This window comes from Promicromonospora sp. AC04, from assembly GCF_003058225.1.
Classification (GTDB): domain Bacteria; phylum Actinomycetota; class Actinomycetes; order Actinomycetales; family Cellulomonadaceae; genus Promicromonospora.
The window spans coordinates 117013-138970 of sequence record NZ_QBUG01000012.1 but is presented as its reverse complement, the minus strand read 5'-3'; the positions used below and the strand labels follow the sequence as shown (position 1 = coordinate 138970).

General features: G+C 71.2%; 20 protein-coding genes. 14 read left to right on the top strand and 6 right to left on the bottom strand.

What is annotated here, in order from left to right; genetic code table 11:
- The first annotated feature begins 63 nt into the window (after positions 1 to 63).
- The 10 genes from atpB to nucS all read left to right on the top strand — a co-directional run bounded on the left by atpB (position 64) and on the right by nucS (position 8262).
- Complete coding sequence (atpB, locus tag C8K30_RS26125) at positions 64 to 903, top strand: F0F1 ATP synthase subunit A (protein WP_369941329.1); 840 nt, start codon at positions 64 to 66, stop codon at positions 901 to 903.
- Positions 904 to 1025: 122 nt separating this feature from the next.
- Positions 1026 to 1256, top strand: coding sequence for an ATP synthase F0 subunit C (locus tag C8K30_RS26120; protein WP_108495825.1), 231 nt, complete (start codon positions 1026 to 1028; stop codon positions 1254 to 1256).
- Positions 1256 to 1834 carry a F0F1 ATP synthase subunit B gene (locus tag C8K30_RS26115; RefSeq protein WP_108495824.1) on the top strand — a complete coding sequence of 193 codons (579 nt, stop codon included), beginning with the start codon at positions 1256 to 1258 and terminating at the stop codon, positions 1832 to 1834. The genes C8K30_RS26120 and C8K30_RS26115 overlap by 1 nt, the downstream gene beginning before the upstream one ends.
- Entirely contained in the window at positions 1834 to 2646 is an 813-nt protein-coding gene (locus C8K30_RS26110; protein ID WP_108495823.1) for a F0F1 ATP synthase subunit delta, read from the top strand. Before C8K30_RS26115 ends, C8K30_RS26110 begins: the two co-directional genes overlap by 1 nt.
- Before the next feature lie 56 nt (positions 2647 to 2702).
- Positions 2703 to 4331 carry a F0F1 ATP synthase subunit alpha gene (gene atpA / locus C8K30_RS26105; RefSeq protein ID WP_108495822.1) on the top strand — a complete coding sequence of 543 codons (1629 nt, stop codon included), beginning with the start codon at positions 2703 to 2705 and terminating at the stop codon, positions 4329 to 4331.
- A gap of 3 nt (positions 4332 to 4334) precedes the next feature.
- Complete coding sequence (locus C8K30_RS26100; RefSeq protein ID WP_108495821.1) at positions 4335 to 5228, top strand: F0F1 ATP synthase subunit gamma; 894 nt, start codon at positions 4335 to 4337, stop codon at positions 5226 to 5228.
- A gap of 57 nt (positions 5229 to 5285) precedes the next feature.
- Positions 5286 to 6761 carry a F0F1 ATP synthase subunit beta gene (gene atpD / locus C8K30_RS26095; protein ID WP_108495820.1) on the top strand — a complete coding sequence of 492 codons (1476 nt, stop codon included), beginning with the start codon at positions 5286 to 5288 and terminating at the stop codon, positions 6759 to 6761.
- A gap of 107 nt (positions 6762 to 6868) precedes the next feature.
- Positions 6869 to 7129, top strand: coding sequence for a F0F1 ATP synthase subunit epsilon (locus C8K30_RS26090; RefSeq protein ID WP_108495819.1), 261 nt, complete (start codon positions 6869 to 6871; stop codon positions 7127 to 7129).
- Positions 7130 to 7141: 12 nt separating this feature from the next.
- Positions 7142 to 7567: a DUF2550 domain-containing protein gene (locus C8K30_RS26085; protein WP_108495818.1), complete on the top strand. Its 426-nt coding sequence runs from the start codon at positions 7142 to 7144 to the stop codon at positions 7565 to 7567.
- Entirely contained in the window at positions 7567 to 8262 is a 696-nt protein-coding gene (nucS, locus tag C8K30_RS26080) for an endonuclease NucS (RefSeq protein WP_108495817.1), read from the top strand. Before C8K30_RS26085 ends, nucS begins: the two co-directional genes overlap by 1 nt.
- Positions 8263 to 8327: 65 nt before the next feature.
- On the opposite strand, the gene C8K30_RS26075 is transcribed toward nucS, so the two are convergent.
- From C8K30_RS26075 to C8K30_RS26055, 5 genes are all read right to left on the bottom strand, one after another.
- The gene (locus C8K30_RS26075; RefSeq protein WP_108495816.1) at positions 8328 to 10355 is read right to left on the bottom strand and encodes a beta-galactosidase; all 2028 of its coding nucleotides are present in this window, start codon (positions 10353 to 10355) and stop codon (positions 8328 to 8330) included.
- A 67-nt stretch (positions 10356 to 10422) separates the two neighbouring features.
- Positions 10423 to 11394 carry an aldo/keto reductase gene (locus C8K30_RS26070; protein WP_108495815.1) on the bottom strand — a complete coding sequence of 324 codons (972 nt, stop codon included), beginning with the start codon at positions 11392 to 11394 and terminating at the stop codon, positions 10423 to 10425.
- The gene (locus tag C8K30_RS26065; protein ID WP_108495814.1) at positions 11391 to 12290 is read right to left on the bottom strand and encodes a carbohydrate ABC transporter permease; all 900 of its coding nucleotides are present in this window, start codon (positions 12288 to 12290) and stop codon (positions 11391 to 11393) included. Before C8K30_RS26065 ends, C8K30_RS26070 begins: the two co-directional genes overlap by 4 nt.
- Positions 12287 to 13225 carry a carbohydrate ABC transporter permease gene (locus C8K30_RS26060; RefSeq protein WP_108495813.1) on the bottom strand — a complete coding sequence of 313 codons (939 nt, stop codon included), beginning with the start codon at positions 13223 to 13225 and terminating at the stop codon, positions 12287 to 12289. The genes C8K30_RS26065 and C8K30_RS26060 overlap by 4 nt, the downstream gene beginning before the upstream one ends.
- A 53-nt stretch (positions 13226 to 13278) precedes the next feature.
- Positions 13279 to 14586 carry an ABC transporter substrate-binding protein gene (locus C8K30_RS26055; RefSeq protein WP_233257470.1) on the bottom strand — a complete coding sequence of 436 codons (1308 nt, stop codon included), beginning with the start codon at positions 14584 to 14586 and terminating at the stop codon, positions 13279 to 13281.
- 275 nt (positions 14587 to 14861) lie between these two features.
- Here C8K30_RS26055 and C8K30_RS26050 point away from each other — a divergent pair, with 275 nt between their 5' ends.
- The 3 genes from C8K30_RS26050 (at position 14862) to C8K30_RS26040 (ending at position 17532) form a co-directional block, all read left to right on the top strand.
- Positions 14862 to 16139, top strand: a complete 1278-nt coding sequence (locus C8K30_RS26050) for an N-acetylglucosamine-6-phosphate deacetylase (protein WP_108495812.1) — start codon at positions 14862 to 14864, stop codon at positions 16137 to 16139.
- 24 nt (positions 16140 to 16163) lie between these two features.
- Positions 16164 to 16784 carry a DUF402 domain-containing protein gene (locus C8K30_RS26045; RefSeq protein WP_108495811.1) on the top strand — a complete coding sequence of 207 codons (621 nt, stop codon included), beginning with the start codon at positions 16164 to 16166 and terminating at the stop codon, positions 16782 to 16784.
- A gap of 88 nt (positions 16785 to 16872) precedes the next feature.
- Positions 16873 to 17532: a GNAT family N-acetyltransferase gene (locus C8K30_RS26040; RefSeq protein WP_108495810.1), complete on the top strand. Its 660-nt coding sequence runs from the start codon at positions 16873 to 16875 to the stop codon at positions 17530 to 17532.
- Position 17533: 1 nt separating this feature from the next.
- Here C8K30_RS26040 and C8K30_RS26035 read toward each other — a convergent pair whose 3' ends face one another.
- The gene (locus C8K30_RS26035; RefSeq protein WP_108495809.1) at positions 17534 to 20008 is read right to left on the bottom strand and encodes a beta-glucosidase; all 2475 of its coding nucleotides are present in this window, start codon (positions 20006 to 20008) and stop codon (positions 17534 to 17536) included.
- Between the two features lie 294 nt (positions 20009 to 20302).
- On the opposite strand from C8K30_RS26035, the gene C8K30_RS26030 reads away from it, so the two are divergent.
- Complete coding sequence (locus C8K30_RS26030) at positions 20303 to 21955, top strand: extracellular solute-binding protein (protein ID WP_108495808.1); 1653 nt, start codon at positions 20303 to 20305, stop codon at positions 21953 to 21955.
- Positions 21956 to 21958 lie beyond the last annotated feature (3 nt).

Below are 21958 nucleotides of genomic sequence, written 5' to 3'. Positions count from 1 at the left end.
CCAGGCCCGACGGCGCGCCCGTTCCGCCACTTTGCGGAATCGCGCGCGGGGCCTAATGACCACCTGGGAGTCCTCCTGTCCACGTATGCGACGTCCGTAATCCTCGCCGCCACTGAAGGCCACGAGGGTGAGGGCGGCTTCCACACGCCGTCGATCTCCGACTTCTTTCCGTCGGCAATCCTCTTCGAGGGCACCATCTTCCAGATCGATCGCCTCTGGATCATCCGGATCATCGCCACCCTGGTGCTGCTGTCGATCTTCGTGATCGCCGCGCGCCGGGCCAAGGTGGTGCCGGGTCGATTCCAGGCAGGTGTCGAGTACCTGCTGGGCTTCGTCCGGGTGCAGATCGGCGAGGAGATCCTGGGCAAGGAGAACGCCAAGCGTTTCCTGCCCATGCTCACCACTATCTTCTTCACCATCCTGGCGTTCAACCTCACGGGTGTGATCCCGGGGCTGAACCTGGCCGCCACCTCGCGTATCGGCATGCCGCTGCTCCTGGCGCTCTGGGTGTTCGTCACCTACTGGGCCGTCGGCATCCGCAAGCACGGCTTCGGTGGATACCTCAAGGCGAACCTGTTCCCGCCCGGGGTGCCTTGGCCGATCTACTTCATCCTCACGCCGATCGAGCTGCTGCAGATCCTGATCATCCGGCCGGGCTCGCTGATGGTCCGACTGGTGGCCAACATGGTCGCCGGCCACATCATGCTCGTGCTCTGCTTCGCTGCGACGCAGTTCTTCGTCGTGGACTCGGCCGGTTCCGGTCTGATGGTCTTCGGCGCCCTCACGCTCCCGGCCGGCATCTTCATGACGCTGTTCGAGCTTCTGGTCGCGTTCCTGCAGGCGTACATCTTCGCGCTGCTGGCCGCGGTCTACATCAACATGTCGCTGGAGGAGGAGCACTGAGTGCTCCTCCGGGCGACGCTTCATAGCTTCACCTGGCACACCCGCGACGGGCGCACCAGCGCCTTCGCACACCACGCGACGCCGTACCGACTGGTCCGGCGCCCAACGGAAGGAAGACGCAAGTGGACTTCACCACTCTCGCCGAGGTCTCTGGCAACCTGAACGCTGTCGGCTACGGCCTTGCCGCGACCGGTCCGGGTATCGGTCTCGGCATCCTCATCGGCAAGACGATCGAGGGCATGGCCCGCCAGCCCGAGGTTGCCGGTCAGCTCCGCGCCACCATGTTCCTGGGTGTCGCGTTCGTCGAGGTGCTCGCGCTCCTCGGTCTCGTCGCCGGCTTCCTGTTCGTCTGATGGCGGCGCACACAAGCGCCGCCCAGGTAGCGGCGCAGACGGAAGAGCCGCAGGGCATCGATCTGTTCCTGCCCGCCTCATACGACCTGCTCTGGTCGGCGATTGTCCTCGTGATCATCGCGGCGGTGTTCTACAAGCTGATCCTGCCCCAGATGAACAAGGTGCTGGACGAGCGCTCGGCGCTCATCGAGGGCGGTATCGAAAAGGCCGAGGCAGCCCAGAAGCAGGCTGACGAGGCCCTGGCGCAGCAGCAGGCGCTGCTCGCCGAGGCCCGCGCCGACGCGGCGCAGGTCCGTGAGGAGGCGCGTGCCGAGGGCACGGCCATCATCAGGGAGCTGCGGACCAAGGCCAACGAGGAGGCGGAGCGCATCACCGAGACGGCGCACCGGCAGATCGAGGCCGAGCGGCAGGCGGCATCCGTGTCCCTGCGCACCGAGGTCGGCGCGCTCGCGACCGAGCTCGCGTCGAAGATCGTGGGCGAGTCCCTCGAGGACTCGGCCCGGCAGTCGCGGGTCGTGGACCGCTTCCTCGACGAGCTCGAGGCGAGCCAGGCCGTGGCAAGCACCAAGGAGGCGTGATGCGGGGATCGAGCGGTGCATCGCTGACGGCGGCGCAGGAGCGCTTCGAGCCGGTGCTGCGTGCCGCGGGTACGGACGCGCTGACGCTGGGTGAGCAGCTGCTCACCCTGGTGTCGGCGCTCGACGAATCCGCCGCGCTGCGCCGCTCGCTCGCCGACCCCTCCCGCGAGGGCGAGGCCAAGGCCGGCCTGGTGGCCGGCCTGCTGGACGGTTTCGACGAGCGCGTGGTCGACCTGGTGTCCGGGCTCGTCCGGTCCCGCTGGGCGAGCGACGCGGACCTGGCCGAGGCCGTCGAGCGTCTCGGCGTGGACGCCGTGCTGGCTTCCGCCGAGGCGCGCGGGGTGCTCGAGACCGTGGAGGACGAGCTGTTCCGGGTCACCCGGTCGCTCGTCGGCCAGCGGGAGGCCAAGCAGGTCCTCTCGGACGTGTCGACCGCTCCCGAGCGCCGGGTTGCGCTCGTGGACGAGCTGGTCGGCGGCAAGGTCGACACCGTGACCCAGCGCCTGGCGCAGCGCGCGACGTCGTCGCTGCGCGGCCGTCGCTTCGTGCAGACGCTCGGTTGGTTCGGCGAGGTCGCGGCGGAGCGTCGCAAGCGCCTCGTCGCCTCCGTGACGAGCGCGACGATGCTCACCCGTGAGCAGGAGCAGCGCCTCGGTGCGGTGCTCGAGCGCTCGTACGGGAAGCCCGTGCAGCTGAACGTCACCGTGGACCCCGCCATCGTCGGGGGCATGCGCATCCAGGTCGGCGCGGACGTCGTCGACTCCACCGTCCTGTCGCGCCTCGCTGACGCTCAGCGTCGTCTGGCCGGCTGAAAACGTGAACAAGAACCTTCCGCCGCGGCTCTCGCGGCCACGACAGGAGAAGAGCAATGGCTGAGCTGACGATCCGGCCGGACGAGGTCCGGGCCGCACTGGACAGCTTCGTGAAGGCCTACGAGCCCCAGGAAGCAGTCGCCGAGGAGGTGGGCCGCGTCTCGTACGCCGCGGACGGCATCGCCCGCGTCGAGGGCCTCCCGGGCGTGATGGCGAACGAGCTGCTGCGCTTCGAGGACGGCACGCTCGGACTCGCGCAGAACCTGGACGTCCGCGAGATCGGTGTGGTCGTCCTGGGCGAGTTCACCGGTATCGAGGAGGGCCAGGAGGTCCGCCGTACGGGTGAGGTGCTCTCGGTCCCCGTGGGCGAGGGTTACCTCGGCCGCGTGGTCGACCCGCTGGGTATCCCCATCGACGGCCTGGGCGAGATCGCCACCGAGGGCACCCGTGCCCTGGAGCTGCAGGCGCCCGGCGTCATGCAGCGCAAGTCGGTGCACGAGCCGCTGCAGACCGGCATCAAGGCGATCGACTCGATGATCCCCATCGGCCGTGGTCAGCGTCAGCTGATCATCGGCGACCGCCAGACCGGCAAGACGGCGATCGCGGTCGACACGATCATCAACCAGAAGGCGAACTGGGAGACCGGCGACCCGAACCAGCAGGTGCGCTGCATCTACGTCGCCATCGGCCAGAAGGGCTCGACCATCGCCTCCGTGCGTGGCGCCCTCGAGGAGGCCGGCGCGCTCGAGTACACGACCATCGTCGCGGCTCCGGCGTCCGACCCGGCGGGCTTCAAGTACCTTGCGCCGTACACCGGCTCGGCCATCGGCCAGCACTGGATGTACCAGGGCAAGCACGTCCTGATCATCTTCGACGACCTGTCGAAGCAGGCCGAGGCCTACCGTGCCGTGTCGCTGCTGCTGCGCCGTCCGCCGGGCCGCGAGGCCTACCCGGGCGACGTGTTCTACCTGCACTCCCGTCTGCTCGAGCGCTGTGCCAAGCTCTCGGACGAGCTGGGCGCGGGCTCGATGACCGGCCTGCCGATCATCGAGACCAAGGCGAACGACGTCTCGGCGTACATCCCGACCAACGTCATCTCCATCACGGACGGGCAGATCTTCCTGCAGTCCGACCTGTTCAACGCCGACCAGCGTCCCGCCGTGGACGTCGGTATCTCGGTCTCCCGAGTCGGTGGTGACGCGCAGATCAAGGCCATGAAGAAGGTCTCCGGCACGCTGAAGCTGGAGCTGGCGCAGTTCCGCTCGCTCGAGGCGTTCGCGATGTTCGCGTCCGACCTCGACGCAGCGTCCCGCGCCCAGCTCAAGCGCGGCGCCGTCCTGACGGAGCTGCTCAAGCAGCCCCAGTACTCGCCGTTCGCGGTCGAGGACCAGGTCGCGTCGGTGTGGGCCGGTACAAAGGGCAAGCTCGACGACGTCGAGGTCGAGGACGTCAAGCGGTTCGAGTCCGAGCTGCTGGACCACCTGCGCCGCAAGACCGACGTCCTGGAGACGATCCTCAAGTCCGGCAAGCTGGAGTCCGACACGGAGGACGCCCTGAGCGCCGCCGTTGACGACTTCCGGGCGGGCTTCCAGAAGGGCGACGGCACGCCGCTCGTCGGTGGCAGCACCGAGGACGGCCCCGTCGACGTCGAGCAGGCGCAGATCGTCGTCAAGAAGAAGGCCTGACCCGTGGCCGGTGGAGCTCAGCGCGTCTACAAGGCGCGGATCAAGTCGACGCAGTCGCTGAAGAAGATCTTCCGCGCGCGTGAGCTGATCGCCGCGTCCCGCATCGGCAAGGCTCGCGCGGCGGCTGCGGCTGCGGCGCCATACGCACAGGCGATCACCCGCGCGGTGTCGGCTGTCGCGTCGCACACGGACGTGGACCACCCGCTCACGCGGGAGGAGGGCGGCAACCGCGCAGCGGTGCTCGTCGTCTCCTCCGACGCGGGCATGGCCGGTTCCTACCCGATGGCGATCGTCCGCGAGGCCGAGAAGCTCGTCGGGCAGCTGACGGCCGAGGGCAAGGAGGTCGTGCTCTACGTGGCCGGCCGCCGCGCGATCGCGTACTACACGTTCCGCGGACGGGAGATCGCCAAGAGCTGGTCGTACGGCTCGGAGAAGCCGACGCCCGAGGCGGCGCAGGACATCGCCGAGACGCTGCTGGAGGTGTTCCTCGCGGACGAGCCCGACGGCGGTGTCAGCGAGATGCACGTGGTCTCCACGCTGTTCGTCAACATGGTGACGCAGCGCGCCCGCGTGGTGCGCATGCTGCCGCTCGAGGTGGTCGAGGGCGTGTCCGAGGCCGACGAGCACGAGGCCCTGCCGCTCTACGACTTCGAGCCGTCGCCCGAGGCCGTGCTGGACGAGTTGCTCCCGCGGTACGTGCAGCAGCGCATCTACGCGATGCTGCTCGACGCCGCCGCGTCCGAGCTCGCTGCGCGTCAGCGGGCCATGCACACGGCGACCGACAACGCCGAGGACCTGATCCGCACGTACACCCGACTGGCCAACCAGGCACGTCAGGCGGACATCACCCAGGAGATCAGCGAGATCGTCTCCGGTGCCGACGCCCTGGCGTCCTGAACCGACCGAATAGACTCCCCGCCGGAGGACCCTCCGGCCCACCGAAGCGAGGCAAGTATGACCGCCACCACCGTGGAATCCACGGTCGAGCACACGAGCGGCCCCGGCACCGGCCGGGTCGCTCGGGTGATCGGACCCGTCGTGGACATCGAGTTCCCCGATGACGCGATCCCTGAGATCTACAACGCGCTGACCGTCGAGATCGACCTGTCCGGCAAGGGCGAGAACAAGTCCGTCCTGACGCTCGAGGTCGAGCAGCACCTGGGTGACTCCCTGGTGCGCGCCATCGCCCTGAAGCCGACCGACGGCCTGGTCCGCGGCGCCGTGGTGACCGACACGGGCGAGCCCATCAGCGTGCCCGTCGGTGACATCACCAAGGGCAAGGTCTTCAACGTGACCGGCGACGTCCTGAACCTCGCCGAGGGCGAGAAGTTCGAGGTCACCGAGCGCTGGCCGATCCACCGCAAGGCGCCGGCCTTCGACCAGCTCGAGTCGAAGACCACGATGTTCGAGACGGGCATCAAGTCCATCGACCTGCTCACCCCGTACGTCCAGGGTGGCAAGATCGGTCTCTTCGGTGGTGCGGGCGTCGGCAAGACCGTCCTCATCCAGGAGATGATCCAGCGTGTCGCCCAGGACCACGGTGGTGTGTCCGTGTTCGCCGGTGTCGGCGAGCGCACCCGTGAGGGCAACGACCTGATCGCCGAGATGGACGAGGCGGGCGTCTTCGACAAGACCGCCCTCGTCTTCGGCCAGATGGACGAGCCGCCGGGCACGCGTCTGCGTGTGGCCCTGTCGGCCCTGACGATGGCGGAGTACTTCCGTGACGTGCAGCAGCAGGACGTGCTGCTCTTCATCGACAACATCTTCCGCTTCACGCAGGCCGGTTCAGAGGTCTCCACGCTGCTCGGCCGGATGCCGTCCGCCGTGGGCTACCAGCCGAACCTGGCCGACGAGATGGGCCTCCTCCAGGAGCGCATCACCTCGACGCGTGGTCACTCCATCACGTCGCTGCAGGCCATCTACGTGCCGGCCGACGACTACACCGACCCGGCCCCGGCCACGACGTTCGCCCACCTGGACGCCACGACCGAGCTCTCCCGCGAGATCGCGTCGAAGGGTCTGTACCCGGCGATCGACCCGCTGGCCTCGACGTCCCGCATCCTCGACCCGCGCTACGTGGGCCAGGAGCACTACGACGTCGCGACGCGCGTGAAGTCCATCCTGCAGCGCAACAAGGAGCTGCAGGACATCATCGCTATCCTCGGTGTGGACGAGCTCTCGGAAGAGGACAAGACGGTCGTCGCGCGTGCGCGTCGCATCGAGCAGTTCCTCTCCCAGAACACCTACATGGCCGAGAAGTTCACGGGTGTGGTGGGCTCGACGGTGCCTCTGTCGGAGACCATCGAGGCATTCAAGAAGATCGCTGACGGTGAGTTCGACCACATCGCCGAGCAGGCCTTCTACAACATCGGTGGGCTTGAGATGCTCGAGGAGAACTGGGCACGGATCCAGAAGGAGTACGGGGCCTGACCAAGGCTTCGCACGTCCCCCGTGCGTGATGCCGCCCCGCTGGGTAGTCCAGAACAGGGCAACCCGGAAGGGGCGGCACCACGCCCGCTACATCGGAAGGAGCTCTCGTGGCAGAGCTGAGCGTGGACCTCGTGTCCCGGGACCGCAAGGTCTGGAGCGGTGCGGCGACCCAGGTGAGCGCGCCGTCCGCGGACGGCCAGATCGGCATCCTGGCGAACCACACGCCGCTGCTGGCGGTGCTTCGCCCAGGCACGATCAAGGTGGAGACGACGTCGGGCCCGGCCGTAGAGGCCCAGGTCACCGGCGGTTTCGTCTCCGTGGACAACAACCTCGTCACCCTTGTGGTCGACGAGATCTCCCTGGTCTGAGGGAGAGCGCGGGTGCCGGGCGTCATATGGATCGCGATAGCGGTGCTCGGCGCGCTCGCGCTCGTGCTCGCAGCGGGCATCTCCCGGCTGCGGGCCCTCTCGCACAGGGTTGGTTCGTTCAACTGCAATGCCCGGGCGGCCGGTAACCCCGAGGGTTCCTGGACGCCGGGCATCGCCCAGTACGCGGTGGGCCGGATCGAGTGGTGGCGGTGCTGGTCGCTGTCACCCCGTCCGGCCCGCACCTGGTATCGGGAGCGGCTCACCGTGACGGGCCGCACCCCGCTGGACCCGGACGAGCGTGGTCAGGGCGACCACTACCTCGTCCAGTGCCGGTACGACGGGCTCGACTTCGAGCTCGATCTCGCTGCCGGCGACTACTTCGGCCTCGCCTCCTGGCTCGAGGCCGCCCCTCCCGGACGACAGGATCTGGTTCTCTGATGCGGCTGGTCGTGGCAGACTGCTCCGCCCTCTACACGGGCCGCCTGACCGCGATGCTTCCGCCGGCGACGCGGCTGCTCGTGGTCAAGGCCGACGGAAGCGTCCTGATCCACTCCGACGGCGGCTCGTACAAGCCGCTGAACTGGATGAGCCCCCCGTGCACGCTGACGGTGCGCGAGCCGTCCGAGGAGGCCGCCGAGCGCGGCGTCACCGAGGTGTGGACCGTCCAGCACGCCAAGTCGGACGACCGGCTCGAGGTCGAGCTGTTCACCGTGCACCACGACTCCGCCCACGACCTGGGCATCGACCCGGGTCTCGTGAAGGACGGCGTGGAGGCGCACCTGCAGGAGCTGCTCGCCGAGCAGATCGCCCTGCTGGGCCACGGGCACACCCTGGTCCGCCGCGAGTACCCGACGGCAATCGGGCCGGTGGACATCCTCGCGCGTGACAGCTCGGGCTCCACGGTCGCCGTGGAGATCAAGCGCCGGGGCGACATCGACGGCGTCGAGCAGCTCACGCGGTACCTGGAGCTGCTGAACCGGGATCCCCTGCTGGCCCCGGTGCGCGGCGTGTACGCCGCCCAGGAGATCAAGCCGCAGGCGCGCGTGCTGGCCAAGGACCGCGGCATCGCGACGCTCCTGCTGGACTACGACGCGATGCGCGGCGTCGACGACCCGGACTCCCGCCTCTTCTGACCCGTTCGCCGGTCGAGCTCGTCGAGACCCCCGGGTCTCGACGAGCCCGACCGGCGTCCGCGCGCCTACAGCGGCGTCACGGACCACTTGGCGTCGGGTGCCTCCCGGACCACGGCGTACCCGCCCGCGGGCACGACGATCCCGGCATCCGTGGGGGCGTCGGTGACGAGGTCGTGCCCCGGGCCGGTGACCCGGACCGGCTGGTCCCCGTGGTGCAGCAGGAACAGGTACGTGGCTTCCGCGCCGCGCCGTCGAATCGCCTCCAACCCGGTGCCGACCGCCTCGGGGACCACCGGGCGCACGCCGTGCTCCGCGAGCAGCCCCGCGACGAACCCGTCCCAGGACTCCTGGACCATCCCCGCCGAGACGTACGTGGCGCTGCCGTCGCCGACGCGGCGGCGCGTGACCGCGGGCAGGCCCGCGAGAACGCCCTGGGTGTACGTGGCGAGGACGTCCGCCCGGGGCGGGTCCATCCGCTCGGTCCACTGGACGACCGTCGACCCGTCGCTGAGCTCCTGGGTCTCGGCGGGGTCGAGCGGGAGGTGCTCGGTGACCCGGACGCCCAGCAGGTCTCGCAGCCGGCCCGGGTAGCCGCCGGGCACCACCCGCTGGTGCTCGTCGGCCACGCCGGTGAACCGCCCGACCACCAGGTGCCCGCCCGTCTCGACGTACCGGGTGAGCCACTCGACGGTGTCGGAGCTCAGCGCCATCAGGGTCGGCACGAACAGCACCCGGTAGCGGGCGACGTCGGCGCCCGTGCGGACGAAGTCGACGGCGACCCCGGCACGCCACAGGGCGCGGTGCGCCGCACGGACCTCCGTCGTGTAGTCGAGGTCGTCGTTCGGCAGGTGCGGGGTCTCGAGCGACCACCGGCCGTCGGCGTCCCACAGGACCGCGACGTCGGCCTCGACGACCGGCCCGTCGTGCGGCGGCGCCGCGACCTCCTGGAGGCGGCCGAGGAGTGCCCCGAGCTCGACGACGCCCTCGAAGGTCCGGCTCCTCGGGCCCGCGTGCGGCACCATCGCGCTGTGCCACGTCTCGGAGCCGCCGGCTGACGCCCGCCACTGGAAGAACAGCGCGCCCTGGGAACCGCGTGCGACGTAGCCCAGCGAGTTGCGGATCATCCGGTCGGGATCCTTGAAGGCCTGCCGCGCGCCGTCCCGGATGCCGGAGGCGCTCTGCTCCATGAGCAGCCAGGGTCCGCCGCCCCACGAACGGGTCAGGTCGGCGGCGTAGGCGACGTGCGCCTCGCCGTCCGGCCCGGGCGTGTCGAGATAGTGGTCGACGGAGACCAGGTCCAGCTCGTCGCTCCAGGCGAACTGGTCGAGGTGGTCCCAGGTGGGGTGCATGAAGTTCGTCGTGACCGGCGTCGTCGAGCCGGTCGCGCGGATCTCGTCGCGCTGCTCGGCGAACGCCGCGAGCATCTCGCCGGAGCAGAACCGCTTGAAGTCCACCGCGTGGGCCGGGTTGGCCAGGTACTGCGTCGTGCGCGGGGGGAGGATCTCCTCCCAGTCGTCGTACCGCTGGGACCAGAACGCCGTGTACCAGGCGTCGTTCAGCGCGTCGAGCGAGACGTACCGCTCCCGGAGCCAGCGCCGGAAGGCGGCCGCCGCGTGCGGACCGTGGTCGACCGTGCCGTACTCGTTGTGCACGTGCCAGCCCCGCAGGCGCGGATGGGCGCCGTACCGCTCGGCGAGGAAGCGTGCCACGCGCCGCGCGGCCTGGCGGTAGGCGGGTGCGCTGATCGCGTAAGTGTCGCGCGAGCCGTGGGAGACGTAGGTCCCGTCGGCCCGCACCGGCAGCGCGTCCGGGTGCGCGCGGGTGAACCACGGCGGCGGGGACGCGGTGGGCGTCGCGAGGAAGAACCCGATCTCGTTCGCGTCGAGGAGCGCGACGACGTCGTCCAGCCAGCCCGGCTCGAACACCCCTTCGCGGGGCTCGATCGCGGCCCACGAGAACACCCCGATGGTCACGGTGTTCACGCCGGCCCGACGCATGAGCGCCATGTCCTCGGCCCAGACCTCGCGCGGCCACTGCTCGGGGTTGTAGTCGCCGCCGAAGAGCAGGCGGGCGGGTGCGAAGGGAACCGTCATGGGTCGTCCTCGGGTCGTCGGAGAAGCAGGTCGGTGAAGAGGCGGGGCGTGGAGCGGGGGAGGGCCGCTAGCGGCCGAGCTCCCCGGTCCAGTGGGCCGGGTCGGGCAGCGCGGCGTCGAGCTCCGGCCAGACGTCGTCCGGCACGTCGACGGCGGCCCACGCTGCGACCTGGGTGAGCTGGGTGGTGCTGCTCACGCCGACGATCGTCCCCGCGACGCGCGGGTCGCGGTTGCCGGCCCGGAGGGCGAGCGCACCCACGGGGACGCCCGCAGCACGGGCGATCTCACGGATCCTCAGGACCGCGTCCCGCTGGGCGGCGTCGACGTCGCGGTAGTGATAGCTCCGCACTGGTCCGTCGTCGTCGGCCAGCGCGCCCCCGCCGAACGGGGCGGCGTTCAGGACGCCGACGCCGTGGTCGGCGCAGTCGTCGAGCAGGGTCTGCGCCGACCGGTCCAGGAGCGTGAGGCGGTTGTGCGTCACTACCGCCTCGAACTCGCCGGTGCGCACGTACTGCCGCAGCAGCCCGATCGGCCCGCCGGCCACCCCGAGGTGCTCGATCACGCCCGCCTCGCGCAGCTCGAGCAGTGCGCGGACCGGCCCGTCGGGTGCGACGGCGTCGGCGAATGCCATTCGTTCCGGGTCGTGGAAGTGCACCAGCGGCAGGCGGTCGAGGCCCAGGCGTTCGAGGGACTCCGCGACCGACGCACGGACGCGTGCCCCCGAGAAGTCCTTGGAGCCGGGCACCGGGTCCACCTTGGTGAACACCTGCACCTCGCCGGCGGTGCCGACGCCGTCGGCGGTCCCCGCAGCACCGTCGAGGGAGGCGAGGCCCGCGAGGGCCGACCCGATGAACGCCTCCGCGTCCCCGTACTCGTTGCTGGTGTCCCACGTGCGCCATCCCGCGGCCGCCGCCGCGCGCAGCAGGGCGGTCGCGGCCGGCAGGTCGAGCCTGCGTCCGATACCGGACGTCCCGAGGACGACGGCGGGCACGCGCAGCCCCGTCGCCCCGAGTGCCTGCTCCGTCTGTGCGGCGCTCATCCCTTCAGCCCTCCGCTGATCAGGTCGAGGCGCCAGTAGCGCTGGAGCACGAGCATCATCGCGACGAGCGGCACGATCGCCACCGCCGAGCCGATGATCGCGAGCGTGTAGAGCGACGGCGTGCCGGACCCCTTGGACAGCAGCGTGTACAGGCCGACCGTGAGGGGGTACATCCGCTCGTCCGACAGCATGATGAAGGGCAGCAGGAAGTTGTTCCAGATGCCCACGAACTGCAGCAGGAAGATCGTCACCATGCCGGGCACCATCATCGGCAGGGCCACCGAGACGAAGACGCGCACGTCGTTCGCGCCGTCGATGCGCGCCGCCTCCATCGTCTCCGTCGGCACTGCCGAGATGGCGTACACCCGGGCCAGGAAGATCCCGAACGGCGAGATGAGGCACGGCAGCAGCACCGACCAGTAGGTGCCGGCCAGGCCGATCTTGGACATGAGCAGGTACTGCGGGATGGCCAGCGTGATACCCGGCAGCAGCACGCCGCCGAGGATCGCGTAGAACGCCACCTGCCGCCCCGGGAAGTCGTACTTCGCCAGCGCGTAGCCGGCCATCGTCGAGACCAGGGTGCACGCGACGGCCCCGACGCCCGCGAAGATGACGCTGTTGATCGCCCACTGCAGGTACTGGCCGTCGCCGTAGGCGAACAGGTCGCCCAGGTTCTCGAGCAGCCCCGTGCCGGGCAGGAAGGTGAAGGTCGAGAAGAGCTCGGAGCTGGACTTGGTCGAGGCGACCAGCACCCAGACCACCGGCACGAGGCAGTACAGCGCGCCAAGCAGCAGGACCGCCGTCGGCAGGATCGCACCGCGCCTGCCCGCGCGGCGCGAGGGCTCGGCGGCCAGGCGTCGGGAGCCCACGGGGCGGGGCGTCGTGACCGTGCTCATGAGGACTCTCCGAACGAACGCTTCTGCGTCACACGCAGCAGGACGACCGACACGACGAGCGTGCCGAGAGCGAGGGCGACCGACGACGCGGCGGCGAGGGACAGGTTGTCCCTGGCGAAGGCGTCGCGATAGATCATCATGAGCGGCACCCAGGTCTGGGAGATCGCGCTCGTCATGGGACGCAGCGTCGCGGGCTCGCCGTACACCTGGAGCGTCCCGATGAGGGCGAACAGGCCGGTCAGGGTCAGCGCGGGGGCGACCAGCGGGATCTTGATCCGGTAGGCGATGTCCCACTCGCCGGCTCCGTCGAGCCGCGCCGCCTCGTACACGTCCGCGGGGATCCCGCGCAGGGAGGTGTACAGGATGATCATGTTGAAGCCGACGCCGCCCCAGATCGCGATGTTCGCGACCGAGGGGAAGAGCATCCCGCCGTGCAGCACGTCGATGCCGTCGAGGCCGACCCGTTCGAGGATCCAGTTGCCCGGGCTCGTGGAGGGCAGGTAGAGGAAGCCCCACAGGAGCGTCGCGACGACGCCCGGCACCGCGTACGGGATGAAGATCGCCGTGCGGGCGAACCGGGCGCCCCGCACGCGCGGCAGGTCGAGCAGCAGCGCGAAGGCGAGCGCGAGCCCGAGGGTGAGGGGTACCGCGATGATCCCGTAGATCCCCAGGCGTCCCAGACCCGCGACGAGCTCGGGGTCGGTGAGCACCGCGACGTAGTTGTCCAGCCCCACCCAGGTCTCCTGCCGGAGGCCGAACGGGCCGCCGCCCGTCACGCGCATCCCGCGGAAGCTCAGGTACAGCGCGTACCCGATCGGCACCGCGAGGAACGCGACGAACAGCAGCGCAGCGGGCGCGAGGAAGAGGAGCGGGGCTCCCCAGCGCCGGCGCACGCGGCGATACGCGGGCGCGGGCGCGTCGGTGGCAGCGCTCATGACTGGTTGCTCCTTCTTGAGGCCTGGTGCCGGCGTCGCTGCCGGCCCGGAAGTCACTTCTTGGCGACCTCGAAGCCCGCGGTCTCCATGTCGCCGACCACCTCGGCCTCGATCTCGGTCAGGGCGTCACGCAGCGGGGTGCCGTTCGTGACGGCCTTCGACATCGCGTCCTGGAACGCGCTCGACGCGACGTTGGTGTTGGGGCCCCAGCTGATCTCCGGGACGGTGGTCCGGGTGATCTCCGCGGCGGTCTCCCAGTAGTCCTTCTGCTGCGGCATCAGCAGGGGCGGGTCGCTCTCCAGGGTCAGCTCCTGACCGCTGAGCGACGCCGGGTACTGGCCCTGCTCGATCTGCGCTGCCGAGGCCTCCTCGGCGGTGCCCATCCACCGGGCGAACTCGGCGGCGGCCTCGGGGTGCTCCGCGGACGTCGTCACCACGACCGCGGACCCGCCCTGGAACCCGACGGCCGGGTTGCCCTCCTCCCACTCGGGGAGCGGCGCCATCGCCCAGTCGCCCGCGCTCTCCTCGGCGACGCCGTAGAGCACGCCCGCGGCCCACAGGCCCGCCGGCCACGAGAGCACCTCGCCGTCGTTGACCTTCGCGTTCCACTCGGGGGTGAGCAGCGGCTCCGCGGACACGAGGTCGCGGTCGATGAGGTCCTGCCAGTAGTCGACGACGGCGACGGTCGCGGGGTCGTCGAAGTCCACGGTCCAGGTGTCGCCGTCGACCGACCACCACTCCGCGCCGGCCTGCTGAGCGAACGCGGCGAGGCTCCCGAAGTCGTCCGGGGCGAACGTCGTGATGTAGGTGTCGGGGTCGGCCTCGTGCACCTTCTCCGCCGCCTTCGCGAACTCCTCCCAGGTGGTGGGGACCTCGATGCCGAGCTCGTCGAACCGCGCCTTGTTGTAGGTCAGGGCCTGGGGGCCCGCGTCCTGCGGCACGCCGTAGGTGGCGCCGTCGAACGTGGACTGGCTCCACACGCCCGGGGCGAACTCGCTCTCCAGCCCGTCGGCGTGCTCGGAGATGTCGGCGGCCACACCGGCCACGATCATCGCCGGCAGGGTGTTGTACTCGACGAGCGCGACGTCGGGGGCGTTGTCCGCACGTGTCGCGGTCACGAGCTTGGCCGACGAGTCGGTCCCGCCGCCTGCGTCGGTCCGCTTGACCTGGATGTCGGGGTGGGCGGCGTTCCACGCGTCCACCATGGGCTGCTGCGCGGTGCCCCATGCCCAGTAGTCGAGGGTGATCGGGCCGTCGGCCTCGGTGTCGTCGCCTCCGGAGCCGGAGCCCGAGGAGCACGCTGCGAGGGTGAGGGCGACGGCGGAGAGCGTGGCAACGACCGGGATGGGCTTACGCATCATTCACATCTTCCTTGACGTGCGGTGAACGCCTCCGCGGCTGTGCGAAGCGCTTCGATGAATAGGTAGCATCATTGCCAGCCGCAAAGCGGGCTGTCAAGGACCGTCCTGGCAGGGCAGTGCAGAGGCGTCGACGTCGGCCTCTGGTTCGACCGGCTCCTCGCAGGGCATCAAATGTCGAAGCGGTTGCGCAGCCAGCACGGATGCCACCGGGCGGGAGTCGGACCGCTGTACGTCGCGGAGACGGACGCCGGGCGTAACCCTGGCAGGATGTCCGCATGACTGATTCCGGTGCTTTCGTGGTGCGCGGTCGCCTGGTCCAGCCCTCCGCAGTGGTGGACGACGGCGTCGTCGTCGCCTCGGGTGGTCGTGTCACCTTCGCCGGCTCCCTGTCCGAGGCCGTGGCGACCGGCTACGGCCCCGCCGTCGAACAGATGCCGCCCGCCCCCGAGACGTACGTGCTGCCGGGCCTCGTGGACCTGCACAACCACGGCGGGGGCGGCGTCTCGTTCCCGGACGTGGCCTCGGCCGAGGAGGCGATGGCGGGCGTGCTCGAGCACCGCCGCCACGGCACCACCACCCTGCTCGCGTCGCTCGTGACCGCGCAGCCGGAGGTGCTGCTGAGCCGGGCAGCGGTGCTGGCCGAGCTCGCCGTGGCCGGGGAGATCGAGGGCCTGCACGCGGAGGGGCCGTTCCTCTCGTACCGCCGCCGCGGCGCACACAACCCGGCTGACCTGCAAGAAGGCAGCGTCGACCTGGTGCGGGACCTGACGAAGGCCGCCCGCGGGTACCTGCGCACCATGACCATCGCCCCGGAGGTGCCCGGCGTGACCGGCCCCGGCGGCGTCGCCGAGGCGCTGATCGAGGCGGGCGTGCTGCCCTCCCTGGGCCACACCGACGGCACCACCGAGCAGGCCGAGGCGCTGATCGAGCAGGTCACCGCGGCACTGCGCGCGACGGCCCCGCGCGCCGCGGGCAGGGCGCTCGGGCCGATGACGGCCACCCACCTGTTCAACGGCATGCGCCCCCTGCACCACCGCAAGCCCGGACCCATCGCGGCGTGCCTCGCCGCGGCGGCCCGCGGCGACATGGTCGTGGAGCTGATCGGCGACGGCGTCCACCTCGACGCGGCGACCGTCCGCTCGGTGTTCGACATGGTGGGCTCGGACCACGTGCTGCTCGTGACCGACGCGATGGCGGCGGCCGGCGTGGCCGACGGCCGCTACGAGCTGGGCCCCATGTCGGTGGTGGTGCACGACGGCGTCGCGCGGGTCGCCACGGCGGGCGGCACGGCGGAGGACGCCGGGGGAGAGGGGCCGATCGCCGGCGGCACCGCGCACCTGATCGACGTCGTGCGCTGCGCCGTGGCCGGGGGCGTGCCCCTGGTCGACGCCGTCCGCTCCGCGACCTCCGTGCCCGCCCGGGTACTGGGGCTCACCGGGGAGGTCGGCAGCCTGGAGCCCGGCGCCCGCGCCGACGTCCTGGTCACCGACGCGGACCTGCGCCCGGTCCGCGTGCTGCGCCACGGTGTAAACGTCGATGTCGCCGGCACGTAACGAGCCGCTGTTAGCGTTCCCGGCATGACGTCTCCCGTGTTCCAGCCCGGTCAGACGGTAGTGCGCCGCGAGATCATGCGGGGCGAGCCGTGGATCGCGATCCCGCAGGTCTGCGTCCAGGACGACGGCGACCTGCTCGTCACCTACACGCCCGGCGGCACGCCGCTGGTGTACCCGGAGACGGGCACGTTCCCCGTGGGGGAGCACCCGTGGAAGCTCGCGGGCAGCACCGCCTGGCGCGGCCACGGGCGGCTCGACCTGCACTGGACCGGGGTGGAGCACTCCCTCTTCCTGTTCTGGGACGGCCCCGAGCGCGCGTTCCAGGGCTGGTACTTCAACCTGGAGGACGCGCCCCGGCGCACGCCGATCGGGTTCGACACGCTCGACCACGAGCTCGACGTCTGGTGGGCGGCCGACGCCGAGACCTACGAGTTCAAGGACGTCGTCGAGTTCGAGGAGACCGGGCCGGCGCGCTACCCCGGCCGGATGGACCAGATCCGCGCGGAGGGCGACCGGATAGCCGGTCTGCTCGACGCCGGCGAGCTCTGGTGGGACAAGGCCTGGGCCGACTGGACGCCCGACGCGTCGTGGCAGCCCCGCGAGGTGCCGGCCGGCTGGGAGAGCGTCGCGTTCGAGGCGCGCTGAGCCGCGCGGTCGACGTCGGCGTTTCGCCGAGCGGCAATACCACCGCATTTCCTGTGGCATTCCTCATCCCGGGCGCTACGGTCGGACCGTGCCCTCTTCCGCCCCGGCCCCTGAGCCCGCCGCGCCCACCTCCTCTCCTCCTGGACCCGCCGCGCCCGCTTCCGTCCCCGGCTCCCCTGCTCGATCCGCCGCGCCCGATCACGCGGACCCCGCGTGGCCGGTGGTCACCGAGCGCCTCACGCTCCGCCCGGTCTCCCCGGACGACGCCGACGCGTTCTTCGCCTGGCGTTCGCGCCCCGACGTGGTGCGGTACATGTACCAGCCCCCGTGGGACGTGGCGACGGCGGAGGTCAAGCTCCGTACCTGGTCGAGCGCCCCCTTCGAGGAGCCGGGTGACGTGCTGGTGCTGGCGGTCGAGGCCGACGGCGACGTCATCGGCGAGACGCTGCTCAAGTGGGCCGCCGGCCCGCGACAGGCCGAGCTCGGCTACGCCATGCACCCCGACGTCGGCGGGCGCGGGCTGGCCACGGAGGCCGCCCGCGCCACCCTCGGGCTCGCCTTCGCGGCGTACGGCTTCCACCGCGTGTACGCGCGCATCGACGAGGAGAACCTCGCCTCGGTCCGCGTGGCCGAGCGGCTCGGCATGCGCCAGGAGGCCCGCCTCCTGGAGAACGACCTGCGCGACGGCGTCTGGGCGAACGAGGTGGTCTACGCGATCCTCGACCGGGAGCACGCGGAGCACGCGTAGCTCACTCGACGACCAGGTCAGCCCGCACCCGCAGGTCCCCGGCGGACGGCCCGGAAGCGACCACGTACGTTCCGGGCTGCAGCACCATGGCGCCGTCGTGCCGGACGGCGAGCGCACCCAGGTCCAGCGGGACCGTCACCTCGGCCGACGCGCCCGGCGCGAGCCGCACGCGGGCGTGCCCGAGCAGCTGCCGTCGGGCCGCGGGCACCGGCAGGTCGGGGGACAGGCCGTGCACGGCGACGAGCTCGTCCACGGGCCGGTCCCCGGAGTTGCGCACCGCGACGACGGCGCTGATGGCGCCGCCCTCGCCGAGCGGCGTTCCGCGCACCGCGCGCCGCGGGGACCCCGCGGCTCCGCCGTCGCCCACCAGCCGCAGCCCCTCGTACCCGACCGTCGTGTAGCTCAGCCCGTGGCCGAACCAGTACGCGGGCTCGCCCGCCAGGTGCCGGTAGGTGACGCCCTGGCGGGCGACGTCGTAGTCGAACAGGTCGCCGGCCTGCGCCTCCGTCGCGGGCCACGTCTGTGCCAGCCGCCCGTACGGCTCGGCGTCGCCGGACAGGACGTCCACCAGCCCGTTCCCGACCTCCTGCCCGCCGTGCGCCGCCCAGACGAGCGCGCCGGGCGCGTCGCCGGCCCCGGGCAGCCCCGGCCCCAGCACGTACGGGTACGACGACGTCACCACCAGCACCGCCGCCGGGCACGCCTCGCGCGCCACGCGCCAGATCTCGGCCATCGAGCCCGGCAGCAGGAGGGACGTCCGGTCCTCCGTCTCGCGCCCGCCGAGGTGCGGGTCGTTGCCGACGGCCACGAGCACCACATCGGCGCCCGACGCCGCCCGCGCCACCTCGGCGTGCCCCGAGACGACGGTGCGCCACGCGAACCGCTCGGCGTCCGCGAGCCGCGTGCCGTCGGCCGCCAGCAGCCCTGATCCGAGCTGCACCCGCAGCCACCTCCCGCTCGCGACGTGCCACAGCGACCACGTCCCGTCGGCGTGGTGGTGCCGCCGGAACGACTCCTGCACCACCCAGCCGCCGACCCGCTCGGCGTCGGCCCGCAGGATCCAGCCCGCGCCCGTCAGGAGGCGGCCCGAGGCGACCGAGCGGAGCGTGAGCACGCCGTCGCCCCAGTCCGTGACGTCGAGGTGGGTCTCCGCGCCGGCGTCGGCCGCCGAGACGGTGACCTCGCCGTCGGCGGTGACCGTCACGTACCTGCCGGACGACGTGGCGCGCAGCGCCACCCGGTCCGCGCCGTCGGCGACCTCGACCACGGCGTCGGGATACCGGTCCGCGACCGCGCGGGCCAGGGAGACGGTGTACGGCGGGGTGCCGGAGTACCAGTCGGTGAGGACCCGGTCGGCCAGCGGCCCGACGATCGCGACGCGCTCGGGCGCGGCCAGCGGCAGCGTCCCGTCGTTGCGCAGCAGCACCACGGACTTCGCCGCCGCCTCGCGGGCCAGCGCCCGGTGCTCGGGCAGGTCGATGGCGTCGGGGCCGATGCTCGCGTACGGGTCCGCGGCCCCGTCGAGCTCGCCCGTGCGGAGCCGCAGCTCCAGCAGCCGCAGCGCGGCGACGTCGACGTCGTCCCGCGTCAGCAGGCCCGCGTCCAGGGCCTCGCGCAGCCGGTCCAGCGTGATCGACGGGTCGGTGTTGTTGTCCGTGAACGAGTCCAGTCCCGCGTGCACGGCCGCCGCGTGCGCCTCGGCGTGGGAGGCGAACGCCCGCTGGATGGTCATGAGGAAGGTGGGCGCGCCGGCGTCGGACACGACGGCCACCGAGCCCGGCGCCCACGAGCGCAGCTCGGCGAGCAGGTCGCCGGACGTGTGCGCCGGAACCCCGTTGACCAGGTTGTACGACGGCATCACCGCGCCCGCCACCCCCGCCTCGATCGGGCCGCGGTAGGCGGGCAGCTCGTACTCGTGCAGGGTCCGCTCGGACAGGTTCGACGACGTCGCCGAGCGGTCCGTCTCGTTCCCGTACCCGAGGAAGTGCTTGAGGGCGGGCACCGTCTTCCAGACCGTCGGGTGGTCCCCGCGCAGCCCGCCGCAGTACGCCGTGGCGAGCTGGGACACCAGCCGTGGCTCCTCGCTGTACCCCTCCTCGCCGCGCCCCCAGGCGGGGTGCCGCAGCGGGTTCACGACCGGCGCCCAGACGTTCAGGGAGACGGCCGGGTCCTCGGCGTGCTTGGCCCTCAGCTCCGTGGCGACCAGGTCGCCGAGCCGGCGGAGCAGGCCGGTGTCCCACGTGGCGCCCAGCCCGACGGGTTGCGGCAGCACCGTGGCGCGGCCGAGCCACGCGACGCCGTGCAGCGCCTCGGCGCCGGTGTGGAAGGCGGCGAGGCCGAGGCGCTCGACCGCAGGCTGGTGCTGGTGCAGCAGGCTCAGCCGCTCGTCGGGGGTGAGGTGCTCCAGGAGGTCACGGGCCCGGTCGGCGAGCGGCGCGGAGGGGTCCCGGAAGAGGGGCTGCGGTTCTTGTGGCACGTCGTCGTGCTCCTGCTCTCGAAACGGTTCAATGATCCGGCGCTCGCTGCTCGGCGGCCGCGCCGGTGCGGTCAGGGTGGAGGATACGGCACGCGATCGGCCCAGATCCTAGGAAGAGGCGGCAGTGCGGCACGATCCGATTAAAAAACTGGACAGATCATTGCCTCGCTCAATGCCTTGCCCTACTGTTCTGGCAGCGACAGAGGTCGAAGCGCTTCGACGTTGTTTCGGCCGCAGTTCCGTCGTATCCGGGCACACTGACGTGCCGCGCTGTCCACAAAGGAGTGAAAAGCCATGACAGCATCCCTGTTGACCGGTCGGCTGGACCGACGGTCGTTCCTCGGCTTTCTGGCAGTCGGCGCCGGCGTCGTCGGCGTACCGTCCCTGCTCACCGCGTGCACCACAGCGGGCGGCGGGCCCGCGGCGGCCCCCGGGGCCGTGACCGCCGGGAACCTGCCCACGTACGTGCCGATGGAGTACGTGAAGCCCGACTTCCCCAGCGTCAACGGCTCCACCGCGGGCTACGCCACCATGCCTGACGAGCTCGTCACGGCCTTCGACGCTCCGCCCGGGTCGGGCGGCACCTACACGGCGATGACGCCGCTTTGGAGCGCCATCCCGTCCACGAGCGGCAACCCGTACTTCGACGCCGTGAACGAGGCGCTCGGGACCACCATCGAGTTCCAGATCTCGGACGGGAACACCTACGGCGACAAGCTCGCCGCCGTGCTCGCCTCGGCCAAGGACGTGCCCGACTGGGTGTGCGTGCCCACCTGGAACGTCCCGCCGCGGTTCGGCCAGGCCGTCGACGCGCTGTTCGAGGACCTCACGCCGTTCCTGGCCGGGGACAAGGTGAAGAAGTACAAGAACCTCGCCAACATCCCGACCGACGCGTGGCGGTTCGGCGTGTTCAACGACAAGCTCTACGCCCTGCCGTTCCCGGGCGAGGTGATCACCAACGCGATCTTCCACCGGGCCGACATCTTCGCCGAGCTGGGCATCGAGGCCGCGCCCACCACCGCCACCGAGCTGCTCGAGCTGGCCAAGGAGGTCACCGACCCCGGCAAGAAGCGCTGGGGCGCGAACGACATGTGGGTCGCGGCGAACATGATGTTCGCGGTGCCGTCGATCGACCGCTGGAAGCTCGACGACGCGGGCAAGCTGGTCCACCGCATCGAGACCGAGGAGTACCGCGCCGCCCTGGACTGGCAGACCAAGCTGTACGCGTCGGGCGCCGTGCACCCCGACGCCGTGGCCGACAACGCCGAGGCCGCCAAGACGAACTTCGAGTCCGGCAACGTCCTCATCAGCACCGACGGCGTGGGTGGCTGGCACGAGGCGCTCGGCCGGATGCAGGCGGTGAACCCCGACTACGACCAGCGCCCGTTCCCGTTCTTCGCGGCCGAGGGCGGGGACCCCGTGCTGTTCAAGGGCGCCCCGGCCAACATCTTCTCGTTCCTCAAGAAGAACGACGACCCGGCGAAGATCGAGGAGCTGCTGGCGGTGGCGGACTTCCTGGCCGCACCGTTCGGCACCACGGAGTACAACCTCGTCAACTTCGGCGTGGAGGGCACGCACTACGAGCTCGACGAGAACGGCCTGCCGGCCGCGACCGAGCAGGCGGCCACGGAGGTGGCGCCGACCTACATCTTCCTGGTGGACCCGCCGGTGGTGAACGCCAAGGTGCAGTACCCGGGCTTCGTCGAGGCGTTCTGCACCTGGATGGCGGACGCCGCGCAGTACCTGGCCGAGGAGCCGTTCTACGGCATGCAGATCACCGAGCCGGCCCAGTACGCCGCGCTCAAGGCGCCGTTCGAGGACCTGGAGAAGGACATCGCGCGCGGGCGCAAGACCCTGGCGGACCTCGACGAAGCGGTGGCGACGTGGAGCAGCTCCGGCGGTGAGGAGCTGCGCGCTTTCTACCAGGACATCCTGGACGAGCAGTGAGCG